The 12823-nt window shown below is 44.4% G+C and carries 11 protein-coding genes; 8 read left to right on the top strand and 3 right to left on the bottom strand.

What is annotated here, in order from left to right:
* The first annotated feature begins 24 nt into the window (after nucleotides 1-24).
* The 3 genes from deoC (at nucleotide 25) to CYL18_RS05365 (ending at nucleotide 3332) form a co-directional block, all read left to right on the top strand.
* Nucleotides 25-699, top strand: a complete 675-nt coding sequence (gene deoC / locus CYL18_RS05355; protein ID WP_104848457.1) for a deoxyribose-phosphate aldolase — start codon at nucleotides 25-27, stop codon at nucleotides 697-699.
* Between the two features lie 140 nt (nucleotides 700-839).
* Nucleotides 840-2024, top strand: coding sequence for a NupC/NupG family nucleoside CNT transporter (locus CYL18_RS05360; protein ID WP_104848458.1), 1185 nt, complete (start codon nucleotides 840-842; stop codon nucleotides 2022-2024).
* A gap of 111 nt (nucleotides 2025-2135) precedes the next feature.
* Nucleotides 2136-3332, top strand: a complete 1197-nt coding sequence (locus CYL18_RS05365) for a class I SAM-dependent rRNA methyltransferase (protein ID WP_104848459.1) — start codon at nucleotides 2136-2138, stop codon at nucleotides 3330-3332.
* A 49-nt stretch (nucleotides 3333-3381) separates the two neighbouring features.
* On the opposite strand, the gene CYL18_RS05370 is transcribed toward CYL18_RS05365, so the two are convergent.
* Nucleotides 3382-3621 (bottom strand): hypothetical protein, encoded by a 240-nt coding sequence (locus CYL18_RS05370; protein WP_104848460.1) that lies wholly within the window; start codon nucleotides 3619-3621, stop codon nucleotides 3382-3384.
* Between the two features lie 154 nt (nucleotides 3622-3775).
* Here CYL18_RS05370 and CYL18_RS05375 point away from each other — a divergent pair, with 154 nt between their 5' ends.
* Nucleotides 3776-4486: a class I SAM-dependent methyltransferase gene (locus CYL18_RS05375; RefSeq protein WP_104848461.1), complete on the top strand. Its 711-nt coding sequence runs from the start codon at nucleotides 3776-3778 to the stop codon at nucleotides 4484-4486.
* Nucleotides 4487-4981: 495 nt separating this feature from the next.
* On the top strand, nucleotides 4982-6889 hold the full coding sequence (locus tag CYL18_RS05380) for a Xaa-Pro dipeptidyl-peptidase (RefSeq protein ID WP_104848462.1): 1908 nt from the start codon (nucleotides 4982-4984) through the stop codon (nucleotides 6887-6889).
* A 178-nt stretch (nucleotides 6890-7067) separates the two neighbouring features.
* On the opposite strand, the gene CYL18_RS05385 is transcribed toward CYL18_RS05380, so the two are convergent.
* Complete coding sequence (locus tag CYL18_RS05385) at nucleotides 7068-8330, bottom strand: dicarboxylate/amino acid:cation symporter (RefSeq protein WP_104848729.1); 1263 nt, start codon at nucleotides 8328-8330, stop codon at nucleotides 7068-7070.
* Nucleotides 8331-8470: 140 nt separating this feature from the next.
* On the opposite strand from CYL18_RS05385, the gene CYL18_RS05390 reads away from it, so the two are divergent.
* Complete coding sequence (locus CYL18_RS05390; protein WP_104848463.1) at nucleotides 8471-9340, top strand: AraC family transcriptional regulator; 870 nt, start codon at nucleotides 8471-8473, stop codon at nucleotides 9338-9340.
* An 83-nt stretch (nucleotides 9341-9423) separates the two neighbouring features.
* Nucleotides 9424-9675, top strand: a complete 252-nt coding sequence (locus tag CYL18_RS05395) for a YkuS family protein (RefSeq protein ID WP_104848464.1) — start codon at nucleotides 9424-9426, stop codon at nucleotides 9673-9675.
* 48 nt (nucleotides 9676-9723) lie between these two features.
* On the opposite strand, the gene CYL18_RS05400 is transcribed toward CYL18_RS05395, so the two are convergent.
* The gene (locus CYL18_RS05400) at nucleotides 9724-11373 is read right to left on the bottom strand and encodes a glutamine--tRNA ligase/YqeY domain fusion protein (protein WP_104848465.1); all 1650 of its coding nucleotides are present in this window, start codon (nucleotides 11371-11373) and stop codon (nucleotides 9724-9726) included.
* A gap of 264 nt (nucleotides 11374-11637) precedes the next feature.
* Between CYL18_RS05400 and CYL18_RS05405 the strand changes: the two genes are divergently transcribed.
* On the top strand, nucleotides 11638-12822 hold the full coding sequence (locus CYL18_RS05405) for a DEAD/DEAH box helicase (RefSeq protein ID WP_104848466.1): 1185 nt from the start codon (nucleotides 11638-11640) through the stop codon (nucleotides 12820-12822).
* Nucleotide 12823: the final 1 nt, after the last annotated feature.

Below are 12823 nucleotides of genomic sequence, written 5' to 3' on the forward strand. Positions count from 1 at the left end.
ATACAGGAAAGCAGGTAATGGAAGATGACTGAAAAGTTAACGAGCTTAATTGACCACACCCTTTTAAAGGCTGACGCAAGAGAAGAGCAAGTAGTAAAGCTTGCAGAAGAAGCAAAGGAATATAAATTTGCCTCTGTTTGTGTCAATCCGACTTGGGTAAAAAAATGTGCTGAATTACTAGCTGACACACCAGAAGTGAAGGTGTGTACGGTAATTGGCTTCCCTCTTGGGGCAAATACACCTGAAGTCAAAGCATTCGAAACAAAGAATGCGATTGAAAATGGTGCTGATGAGGTAGACATGGTCATCAATATTGGCGCAATGAAAGATGGCCGTTACGATGAGGTTGAGGCAGACATTAAAGCCGTTGTTGAAGCAGCAAAAGGAAAGGCGCTTGTAAAGGTAATCATCGAGACGTGCCTATTAACGAAAGAAGAAATCGAGAAAGCGTGCCAATTGGCTGTATCTGCTGGAACTGATTTCGTAAAAACATCCACCGGCTTCTCAACAGGCGGAGCGACTGCTGAAGACATCGCTCTCATGAGAAAGACTGTTGGACCGGAAATCGGTGTGAAAGCATCTGGCGGTGTTCGCAGCCTAGAGGACGCAAAAGCAATGGTGGAAGCAGGAGCTACGAGAATCGGAGCGAGCTCTGGTGTATCCATTGCCAAAGGGGAAACAGCAAGCACAGATTATTAATGGGGAATAACCAGGCTCATTTTTGCAAAAGCTAAAATGGGCAGGTTTAATTATCCAGCCCCGTCTCTCCTTGGGAGAACGGGGCTAATTTATGACTATGCACTGGATAATTTTGGGAGAACATCTTAGCGGAGGTAAACATGAAATATCTCATATCAATCATCGGGATTTTAATTGTACTAGGGTTAGCTTATCTCGTCAGTAATAATCGCAAGGACATTAAGTTTAGATATATTGGCATCATGATTGTGCTGCAAATTCTTTTGACCCTGTTGCTGCTCAACACGAAAGTCGGCTATTTCATCATACGTGCCATTGCGGTTGTGTTTGAACGGCTTCTTGAATATGCGGCAGAAGGAATCACCTTTGTCTTTGGCGGATTGGCCAATGAAGGTCAGGCACCATTCTTCCTGACTGTGCTTTTGCCAATTGTGTTCATTTCAGTCTTAATCGGGATTTTGCAGCATTTCAAAATTCTCCCCTTTATCATGAGGTGGATTGGTTATTTGCTTAGCAAGGTGAATGGAATGGGCAAGCTCGAATCCTACAATGCAGTTGCTTCTGCCATGGTAGGACAATCAGAGGTATTCATTACGGTTAAAAAGCAATTGGACAAGCTGCCGCCAAACCGTCTGTATACATTATGTGCTTCTGCGATGTCGACGGTCTCCATGTCAATTGTCGGTTCTTATATGACAATGATTGAGCCTGAATACGTCGTAACCGCGCTTGTTCTGAACCTGTTTGGCGGTTTCATCATCGCCTCCATCATCAATCCGTACAGGGTTGACCCGGAAGAGGATATTCTGCCTGTAGAAGAAGAGGAAAAGAAACAAACCTTTTTTGAAATGCTTGGGGAATATATAATGGATGGTTTTAAGGTAGCGATTGTAGTTGGGGCAATGCTGATTGGGTTTGTTGCCTTGATTGCTTTTATTAATGGCACATTCGATCAAATATTCGGTATTACGTTCCAGCATTTACTTGGCTATGTCTTTGCGCCAGTGGCCTTTATAATGGGTATTCCTTGGAGCGAAGCCGTTTCTGCCGGGGGAATTATGGCAACGAAGCTTGTGACAAATGAATTTGTTGCAATGGTCAGCTTATCTGATATTGCGGATACGTTCAGTGAACGGACGCTTGGTATTCTGTCTGTCTTCCTTGTCTCATTCGCCAATTTCTCATCGATTGGGATTATTGCCGGAGCGGTTAAGGGGCTCAGTGAACGGCAGGGTAATACAGTCGCACGCTTTGGCTTGAAACTTTTATATGGCGCGACGCTTGTCAGCATCCTATCCGGGCTGATTGTCGGGCTTATCATTTAAGCAGATTCCGTTGTGAATCTGCTTTTTCTTTTCTCGATGATTTAACTTTTGCGGTTTTTCGTTATACTATAGGGATAGTTAAAGATGAAATGTAGAGAGAATGTGATCTAAATGCAGGAATTAATATGTGAAATTAAAGCGCGTGACAGTAAAAAGATAAAAGGCGGGTATCCGTTAATAGATAAGAGGGCGGTTGTCCATCCGGAGCATTTGCAAGAGGAGGGAAGCATCCTCAAGCTCACGGATGAAAATGGCCGTTTTATTGGGAAAGGCTATTATGGCAATCAAAATAAAGGAATAGGCTGGGTGCTGACGAGAAAGCAGGAAGAGGCTATTGACCAGGCATTCTTTGATGCGAAAATCACGAAGGCTCTGCGTGCGCGTGCTGCGTATTTTAACAGTGAAGAGACGACAGCATTTCGCGTGTTTAACGGCGAGGGTGATGGCATTGGCGGTCTTATCATCGATTATTATGCTGGGTTTTTCGTCATCCACTGGTACAGTCAGGGCATTTATACCTTCAAGGATATGGTGATCTCTTCCCTTCAAAAGTGGGAAGGCGGCTATAAAGGCATTTATGAGAAGAAGCGTTTTGATACGAAGGGGAAATATATCGAGGATGATGATTTCGTTGCCGGTGTAAGAGGTGAATTCCCGCTTATCGTCAAGGAGAATGGGGCTAACTTTGCCGTTGATCTAAATGATGGGGCAATGGTTGGTGTGTTCCTTGACCAGCGCGATGTGCGCCGGACCATCCGTGATAAGTATGCAAGGGGCAAGACGGTGTTAAATATGTTCTCTTACACAGGGGCATTCTCCGTATTTGCGGCCCTTGGCGGAGCCAAAAAGACAACGAGCGTTGATCTTGCCAATCGCAGCTACGCCAAGACGATTGAGCAGTTCAGCATTAATGGCATTGATTATGAAAGCCAGGATATCATTGTGGAGGATGTATTTAAATACTTCAAGTATGCAGCGCGGAAAGAATTGAAGTTTGATTTAGTTATCCTTGATCCGCCAAGCTTTGCTAAATCAAAAAAATTCACCTTCAGTGCAGCAAAGGATTACACAAATTTGCTGAAGGATACGATTGCGATTACGGAGAAGAATGGAACGATCGTCGCCTCAACCAATTGCAGTGCGTTTAATATGGACAAGTTTAAAGGGTTCATTGATACGGCATGCAAGGACATGAAGCGCCGTTACCGTATTCGTGAGGAATTCTCGCTTCCGGATGATTTTAAAACGATTAGTGAATATAAAGAGGGGGACTATTTAAAGGTCGTCTTCATTGAATTAATAGGCTGAATAAAAAAGGAAGAGGCTCATTTTTATGAGCCTCTTCCTTTAACTATTTTTAGAAGAATAAGGCGCCTAGAGCGAAGCCGCCGATTAAGCCAAGAGCAAGCGGGTAACCCCAGCCCCAGCCTCCTCCCCAGCCCCAGTAACCATAGCCTCTGCCAGAACCGCCGCTTGGCCTGATCCAAACATGCTTATTCGTAACTCGCGTGATAACGCCATTATGCCTTCTGCCGTGGACATCTGTGATGCAAACATTACGTCCGATATGTCTATTGCATAATTCATAATAATTCATGAGGATAGAACCTCCTTCCTGAATCGGTTTCTCTGTATTGTATTTTTTTTTGGACAACTTGCTTGTTTGTTTTACCTATCTAAAGGAGTTTCTTTGAGCGGAACATAAAATAAGGGCATTCATACAATGGCAAAAAAGAAGTTAGGGGTGCAGCATGTCAGTGTATACGTATATAGATCTATTATCAATCCTAGGAATTGGGGGAGCCCATCCAGGCGGAATTAAAGCAACCGATATCATGCTTGGAGGAGAATCGATTGGACCTGAAACCGTGATTCTTGATGCGGGGTGCGGGACGGGGCAAACGAGTGCCTATCTTTCATCACGGTATGGAGCAAAAGTATTGGCGCTTGATAACCATCCGCTAATGGCAGAAAAGGCAAGACAGCGCTTTAGCATGCAAAGCCTGCCTGTTAAGGTCATAGAATCCTCTCTTGAATCCATGCCACTCGCTACAGGCTCCGTTGATTATTGTCTATCAGAATCTGTCCTTTCCTTTGCTGACTTTTATGCCTCGGCAAAAGAAATACATCGGGTATTAAAGAGTAGTGGTGTCCTTTACGCTATTGAGCTGACGATAGACGGACCGGCCAGGCAGGAGGAGAAGCATGTAATCGGGTCGTTTTATGGATTCCGGCAAATGTGGAACGAAGAGGAGTGGAAGGCTGCCTGTCTTTATGCGGGATTCCGCCATGTAGAGATTCGCGAGCTCCCATCCTTCTACGATGATGAGGAACCGCTGACTGACTTCTACCCATCGGATGACGTTCCGGAACAGGTTTTCCAATTGTTATCCCAGCATGAACAAATGCTCAAGCAATACAGGCATCTAATGAACTACCGGATTATACGGGCACAGAAGTGAGGATGAGGCGGCTGCTGGCTTAATGGCCAGATACCGCCTTTTTTTGATAACATTTCGCCATCATGCAAATGGTCGCTGTACTAAGAAGCAAACTATTAGCAAGGGAGTACAGGGCTGGACAGTGTCTGAAATAACAAGATTGAATAGCTGCATCTCAAATAAACGAAGAGCTTTTATTAAAGTGAACACGGTTATAGAGGCGGCTATTAAAGAGTCAGCATACGTGTGAGATTCAATGGATTTCTTCGATTATTTTATAAATGAATGTACTTTAACATGGGAGGCGTTAACCTAATTGGTTTACGCTTTTTTGTCATTCCGTGTCCTGCTTTTCTGCACGTAAAACAGGGTTTATATCCTATGAATTATTTTTCCTGCCCATTACTATTCTCCTGTTTTTAATTATTCATCAAGGTAACACAAAAAGACAGAACATTCAGTGATACTATTGTTTTGGGTGTAATTTCCAAAATTTGCGGTTGTGGGGGGAGAAATTTGAGGAAAAAAGTTTGGTCAATTGGTTTATGTTCTGTATTATCTCTTACATTATTAGCTGGGGGAAATTCATGGACAGCAGAAGCGAAAAACGGTCAAAATCTGCCCGCATCATTAAAAACAGCAGCTAAGGGGAATATTCCAGATTGGAATGGAATACCGCTAAATGGACTGATTCCGGAAACGGCTTCAGACGCAACGAGAATTGAACTGGAAAATGGTATGACAAAGCCAATCTATTCAACTGACGAGGCGATAATAGAGGAATTATTTGTCGAGACCGAGGTAGACAGCGACAGGGATGGGAAGCGTGACCGCGTGTCTATTAAAGTGTACCGGCCCAAAACGGAACCAGGTGTTAAAGTACCCGTCATTTATGAGATGAGTCCCTATCGCTCTGGAATTTTAAATGTTCCCGTCTATAATGTCGATGTGGAGCTAAATCCCGTTGAACACCCTGGGAAAGGGAATGGACGAGGAGGAAAGCCATTCGCGCTTGCCAAAGGCCAGCCTGCTAATCTTGGCTCCTTGGGGAATTACTATGTCCCTCGCGGTTATGGGGTTATTCTTGCAGAAAGTATTGGGACAGGTAAATCGAATGGTTGTCCAACAACAGGAGATGAACGTGAAATTCTTGGCACGAAGGCTGTTATTGATTGGTTAAATGGGCGAGCAAAAGCTTATGCAGGAGACGGTAGAGAGGTATCCGCTGATTGGTCCACAGGCAACGTGGGGATGACAGGTACTTCCTACAACGGGACCTTGCCGAATGCGGTTGCTGCAACAGGTGTCGATGGACTAAAAACGATTATCCCAGTTGCCGCAATTAGCAGCTGGTATGACTATTATCGTGCAAACGGAGCAGTTATCGCTCCTGGTGGCTATCAAGGTGAAGATACAGACAATATGGCTGAAGCTGTCCTCACTCGTGACAATCCGCAGGTATGTAAGGATGTCATTGCTGAGCTAACAGCCGAACAGGACAGAGAAACAGGGGACTACAATGAATTCTGGGCAGACCGTGATTATGTGAAGGATGCCAAGAATATCGAGGCTAGTGTTCTTGTGGTACATGGGCTGAATGATTGGAATGTTAAAACAAAGCAATTCTCACAGTGGTGGGAAGCATTAGGAGAAAATAATGTCCCCCGCAGATTATGGCTCCATCAGGGTGGCCATTCAAGTCCGTCAGGCAATAACTGGCCGCAATTACAAAATAGATGGTTTGATTATTATCTCTATGGGATCGAAAATGGAGTCATGAATGAGCCGGCGGTAGATATCCAGCGTGAGGACAGAACGTGGACGAAGGAAACAAGCTGGCCTGCAGCTGGTTCTGCTCCGACAAGGTTGCATTTGACAGGCGAGGGGAATGATTTAGGTAAGTTACAGCTGAAGCCGGTTCCGAATAAGCCGCATAACAAGCAAATAATCATTGATGACCCAATGAAAAAGGCCAATACACTCATTGCCGACCCAGAGCTAAATTCCTCCAACCGGCTGGCTTATATGACTCCTGCACTAACTGATTCAGTCCGGCTGAGCGGAACGCCGAAAGTCAGTATTCGTGCAAGCATAGATCGTCCGGTTGCCAACTTAACGGCCTTACTCGTTGATTACAGCAATTCAAGCCCAGTCATCGTATCGCGCGGCTGGATGGATCCGCAAAATCTCAAATCCGATGACCGCTCTAAATCATTGGTTCCTGGCAAGGATTACACGTTTGAATGGGAAATGGAGCCTAAGGATTACGTATTTAAGGCAGGTCACCAGATTGGGATTGTCCTTATCGCCAGCGATTATGACTATACAATTCGTCCAAAAGCCGGTACAAAAATTAATGTCATTCCAACCCGCAGTGAAATTACATTGCCTATAGTCGGCGGTCGCAGTGCGTTTAAGCATTAAGTTAAGTATGAGAGGGTCAGTTTCCTCATGACTTATTCCGATACACGCGAGCCAGCAAGATAGACTGGCAGGAATGGAGCAGAAAAGGGCTTGAGAGAAGCTCTTCGACCAGTGGAATATTGGATACAAAACAAGCAAAAAGCCAGTTCATCAGCTGAACTGGCCTTTTTGCTTAATTTTATGCATCTGCAGTTTTACTCATGGCGTTTTTCAGCCAGTTTTTGCCCTCGACAAGACGTGTGACAAGCATGGCGCACACAGTGTTTCCTGTAGAGTTAAGCAAGGTAGCTGGAATATCAATGATGGTACTGATAACAGCGATTAGCGGCAATACTTCTGGCGAGAAGCCGAATACCGTTAAGATCAGCATTTCACCAATCATGCCGCCACCTGGGATAGCACCCATTACGGCCCCAACAAGGAAGGAGACAGCTAGAATACTGAGAATGCTTGATACGCTCGTCATATCTCGGCCAAAGAGACTGAACAAGAAGACGATTTTCAGCACACCACCGATAACGGAACCATCCTTATGCGTGTTAGCACCAAGCGGAATGACCGTTTCTGCGATATCATCAGGAACACCGATTTTCTTCGTCGCATCAAGATTAATCGGAATGCACGCAGCACTAGAGCATGTAGCAATGGCTGTAACAGATGGAGGAAGAACATTCATCCAGAAGGCACGTATGCCGTCTTTTCCAGCTGCAATGAAAGCATATAGTGTAAAGAATCCGAAGAAATAGATGATGGATATAATCATATAGAGTACGAAGGAACGTGCGTATCCTTCAAGGATTTGCGGTCCAAGCTCACCAATAATCGCCGCGAAATAGCAGCCAAGCCCGATTGGGGCATAGTACATAATGATTTTAACAACCTTCATGAGAACCTCAGTTGCAGAAGTGAGCAGCTGCGCAACAGGACGTCCCTTTTCACCGGCCATGGCAGTAGCGAGCCCGACAAGGACGGAGAAGACGATTAGCTGAAGGATATGTTGTCTAGACAGCAATTCAGAGAAATCACTCACAGTAAAAGTGTTCACAAGCTGTGAGAGCAGGGTGACATCTTCTGTGTCTGGGACTTCGGTGTTTGTCATCATTTCTTTGATGGCGGATACATCAGAATCTCCAATTGGATTCATAATAGTAGTTCCTGCCATACCTAGAACAGCTGAGATGACAGCTGTGATAAAGAAGACAATGACAATGCTCACCATGATTTTGCCGAGACGCTTCATTTCGCTCATATTAGCAATAGCTGATGTGATGCTAAAGAAGACAAGCGGAACAATGATCATAAATAATAAGTTCAGGAATAAGTCCCCGAATGGTCTTACTACGGCTATATCCGGTCCAATAATAGATCCTGCGATTCCGCCGATGATGATAGCGCCGAGCAAGATTAAAGAAGACTTATAGCTTGCTAGAAAACGTTTCATATTCTCAAACCTTTCTTTTTGAAAAACTTCTGTTATTTTATCATACTTATTCAAATTGCCAACTACTATGTGAATATTGCTAGAAAGATGGATAAAAATGCTCTAAAATTAGAAGATGATAATAAAAGGAGTTCATTTACATGATTGAATATGGGCAATGGCCGCTTGAAAAACGGGGCATTCTAAATGAAGATTTCCGCGTTTTCCATTTGAAGGACCGCATCACAAAGGATGTCGATTACCATTATCATGATTTTCATAAGATCATCATTTTCCTGAAAGGAAATGTTACCTACATGATTGAGGGGAAAGCTTATAAGTTAAGACCTTGGGATACCCTCATCATCAGTCAAAGTCAAATCCATAAGCCAATCATTGATCCCTCAGAGGATTATGAGCGAATCATTATTTGGTTTAACCCGGAAATGATAGCAGAGCATAATCGTGAGGATGCCAATTTGCTTGAGTGCTTTGAAGTAGCTATGAACAGGGATAACAATCGTCTGCGTTTATTTGAGGAGCAGCTGCGCAAGGTGAAAAGAATCGTAAATGATTTTCTTGAAGAAGAAGATAGTCCGGCTTTTGGCAATGATATCTTGAAACGAACCTTATTAATTCAATTAATCATCCTTTTGAACCGCAGTATACTCGATATTAATCGCAGAAATCCGTCAATTGATGTTCAATTTGACCAAAACATCAATGAAATTGTTACGTATATCAATCAGCACTTGGATGGTGACCTATCCGTTGGACACCTTGCCTCCCTTGTTTTCTTGAGCAAATATCATCTCATGAGAAAATTCAAGGCATATACAGGCTATACACTTCACCAATATATTGTCCAGAAGAGGCTGATGTATGCGAAAGCCTTAATGGCAGAGGGCTTAAGGCTGACTGATGTGTGCCAGTCAGCGGGCTTCAACGATTATTCAGGCTTCGTGCGGGCATTTAAGAAAGAGTTCGGTATCTCACCGCGAGAATATTTGAAAGTCAAAAAGACCGTCTAAATGATAGGCGGTCTTCTTTGTCGCTTATTACAACATAATATATCCCCTCACAGGAAATCTTAAGAGAGTGAGGAGGTGCGACAATGACTAAAATAGGTGTCGAGCAATCATTAACTGATATTCATGAGGCCTTGGCTGAGCTAGGGTATGAGGTGACAGAATTGCGCCATGCAGCGGATGCTGCTGGGGTCGATTTTGATTTTTGTGTTGTCACGGGACTAGACACAAATGTCATGGGCATACAGGAAGCCAGAACCGACGCGTCTATTATTGAGGCGAATGGCATGACGGCGAATGAAATTGTAAATGAAATCAGAAGCAGGCTCAATCAATAAGCATGAAAGAAGGGCACTCATCCGATTAGGATGAGTGCCCTGCCTTTTTTAAAGCTTGAATGAACTCTTTAAGGAGACAATCAAGTTAAAGATTAATTTGTCTGATTCATTCTTCGGATCGACGTTAAAATAGCCGTGGCGGAAGAATTGGAACTTGTCATTTCCTTTGACATCCTTCATGTTCGGCTCCACGAATCCTTGCTCAATGATCAAGGAGTTTGGATTTACATGGTCAAGGAATGAGCCGCCTTCTTTCTCCGCATCCTCATCAAGGATGAGGGGCTCGTATAGACGGAATTCAGCCGGGATAGCTTGGGTAGCTTCGACCCAGTGAATTGTTCCTTTTACTTTGCGGCCAGTAAATCCAGTGCCGCTCTTCGTTTCTGGGTCATACGTACAGTGCAGCTCGACCACATTTCCGTCCGCATCTTTGATGACTTCTTCACATTTAATGAAGTAAGCATGCTTTAAGCGAACCTCGTTACCAGGGAAGAGACGGAAATATTTCTTCGGAGGGTCTTCCATGAAGTCCTCTTGCTCGATGTAGATTTCACGGCCGAACGGGATTTTGCGCATGCCCATTTCCGGGTTCTCCGGATTAATCTCTGCATCAAGCATTTCGATTTCGCCTTCTGGATAATTCGTGATCACAACCTTAAGCGGCTTTAAAATCCCCATTGTACGCGGCGCTTTTAATTTCAAGTCTTCGCGGACGAAATGCTCAAGCATCTTTTCATCGACGATTCCGCTTGTTTTAGCTACGCCAATTTCACGGCAGAAGTTACGGATTGCTTCCGGTGTGTAGCCGCGTCTTCTTAGACCGGATAGGGTCGGCATACGCGGGTCATCCCAGCCATCGACATAGCCTTCTTCAACAAGCTGCTTCAATTTGCGCTTGCTCATGACTGTGTTTGTCAAATTCAAACGACCGAACTCATATTGTCTTGGCACAGCTGGCATTTCGCATTCTTTAATTACCCAGTCATAGAATGGACGCTGGTCCTCGAATTCAAGTGTACAAATAGAATGAGTCACGCCTTCAATCGCATCCTCAATTGGGTGAGCGAACGCATACATTGGATAGATGCACCATTTTGTGCCAGTGTTATGGTGTGGTACATGAGCGATTCGGTAAATAACAGGGTCACGAAGATTGATGTTTGGTGAACTCATATCGATCTTGGCACGAAGAACTTTCTCCCCGTCTCTAAATTCTCCATCTCGCATCCGTTTGAACAAGTCGAGATTCTCTTCCACAGAACGGCCGCGGAAAGGGCTCTCCTTGCCTGGTTCAGTTAATGTGCCGCGGTATTCCCGGATTTGATCGGCAGAAAGGTCATCCACATAGGCTAAACCTTTTTCAATCAAAAGGATTGCTCGGCTGTACATTTCCTCAAAATAATCAGAGGCAAAAAACAGTCCGTCCCAGTTGTAGCCAAGCCATTCTACATCTTTCTTAATTGATTCGACAAACTCCACATCCTCCTTCACAGGATTGGTATCATCAAAGCGCAAGTTTGTCTTGCCGCCGAACTCATCAGCGATGTCAAAATTCAGCACAATCGATTTAGCATGGCCGATATGCAAATAGCCATTCGGTTCCGGCGGGAAACGGGTGATGACTTCTTTTGTTTTGCCTGATTCTACATCATCAATGACGATGTTGCGTATAAAATTGGACGTATTATGTTCCACCATCTTCAACCTCTTTCGCATAAACTAGTAGTTTCATTCTAATGGAAATGTCCCCGAGTCGCAAGAAGCCTACAAATAAATACAGTAAAGGGCGGGGAGCATCTTCTAATATAGTAATTTTGGCAATATATCTAGTATATCTGCATTTTGTTTTCCTATACATTGAAATGCACGGGAAAAGGCTCGAAAGGGGACCTTTATTGATAATCAAGCGACAGCCTATGTATAATAAGATGAGAAAACCACGACATTAGTTAGGAGAATTAAATGAGCGCGAAAGCTGTATTTATAGAGGAATTAAATGAAGGACTGAAAAAAGAATGGGAGCAAGCTGGATTTAAGGAACCGACAGCCGTTCAATCGAAGGCATATGGACCTGTGATGGAGGGAGCTGATTGTATCGTTGAGTCCCCGACAGGAACGGGCAAGACGCTAGCCTATGTGCTGCCGGTACTAAATAAGATTGCTCCTGCTGAGCAGAAGGTACAGGCTGTTTTCGTGGCGCCGTCACGTGAATTGGTTATGCAAATTTTTGAGGTTGTGCAAACATGGGCAAAAAGCAGCGGCATCACGGCTGCATCCTTCATTGGAGGGGCAAATCCAAAACGGCAGCTTGAGAAATTGAAGAAGCATCCGCATATCGTGATTGGCACGCCTGGCAGGCTAGAGGAATTAATCAAGCAAAAGAAACTGAAGATGCATGGAGTAAAGACCATCGTTCTTGATGAGGGCGATCAGCTTCTAATTCCTGAACATATGTCCACTGTTGGGGCCATTCTTCATTCAGCGATGCGTGATCGTCAAGTTCTGCTCTTCTCAGCGACACTGCCAAAGCAGCTTGAAGAGGAAGCAGCCCAATGGATGAATGAACCTGTCAGCATTCGAATTTCAAAGGAAGAAACCGTGCAATCGAAGGTCGATCATATTTATTTTGTGACCGAACAGCGCGATAAGATCCTTCTCCTTGAGAAGCTCGCCAAAATGCAGGGAATGAGAGCACTCGTCTTCGGCAGAGATATTGGCAATCTTGATGTCATGGCTTCTAAGCTCTCCTATAAAAAGGTTGACCTTGCTGTTATTCATGGCGATTCGAAGAAGATGGACAGAGAGAAGGCTATTCGTTCCTTCCGGCAAGGAAAGCTTCCGGTTTTGCTTGCGACAGATGTCGCGGCAAGGGGGCTTGATATTGAGGGCCTACCGTATGTCATCCATGTAGATTTCCCGGAATCCATCGCCCAATATGTCCATCGCTCCGGCCGCACAGGACGCCAAGGAGCAAGTGGAACAGTGATTTCGATTGTGACGCCGCGTGAGGAGCGAGAGCTGCGCAAATATGCTCGTGAACTTAAGCTAGAGCTGAAAAAGAAAGAATTATTTAAAGGGAAGATTGTCGATGAGCGGCCAGTCTATCCGAAGAAGCGTCCGGCTGTGAAGCCGCAAAAGAAAAAATAAA

Source organism: Pradoshia eiseniae, assembly GCF_002946355.1.
In the GTDB taxonomy this organism is placed as follows: Bacteria; Bacillota; Bacilli; order Bacillales; family Pradoshiaceae; genus Pradoshia; species Pradoshia eiseniae.

Coding starts and splice junctions, on each gene's coding strand:
- CYL18_RS05385 (WP_104848729.1), bottom strand. CDS start 8,330: ATGAAACGTTTTCTAGCAAGCTATAAGTCTTCTTTAATCTTGCTCGGC.
- CYL18_RS05370 (WP_104848460.1), bottom strand. CDS start 3,621: ATGAATTATTATGAATTATGCAATAGACATATCGGACGTAATGTTTGC.
- CYL18_RS05375 (WP_104848461.1), top strand. CDS start 3,776: ATGTCAGTGTATACGTATATAGATCTATTATCAATCCTAGGAATTGGG.
- CYL18_RS05390 (WP_104848463.1), top strand. CDS start 8,471: ATGATTGAATATGGGCAATGGCCGCTTGAAAAACGGGGCATTCTAAAT.
- CYL18_RS05395 (WP_104848464.1), top strand. CDS start 9,424: ATGACTAAAATAGGTGTCGAGCAATCATTAACTGATATTCATGAGGCC.
- CYL18_RS05400 (WP_104848465.1), bottom strand. CDS start 11,373: ATGGTGGAACATAATACGTCCAATTTTATACGCAACATCGTCATTGAT.
- deoC (WP_104848457.1), top strand. CDS start 25: ATGACTGAAAAGTTAACGAGCTTAATTGACCACACCCTTTTAAAGGCT.
- CYL18_RS05365 (WP_104848459.1), top strand. CDS start 2,136: ATGCAGGAATTAATATGTGAAATTAAAGCGCGTGACAGTAAAAAGATA.
- CYL18_RS05405 (WP_104848466.1), top strand. CDS start 11,638: ATGAGCGCGAAAGCTGTATTTATAGAGGAATTAAATGAAGGACTGAAA.
- CYL18_RS05360 (WP_104848458.1), top strand. CDS start 840: ATGAAATATCTCATATCAATCATCGGGATTTTAATTGTACTAGGGTTA.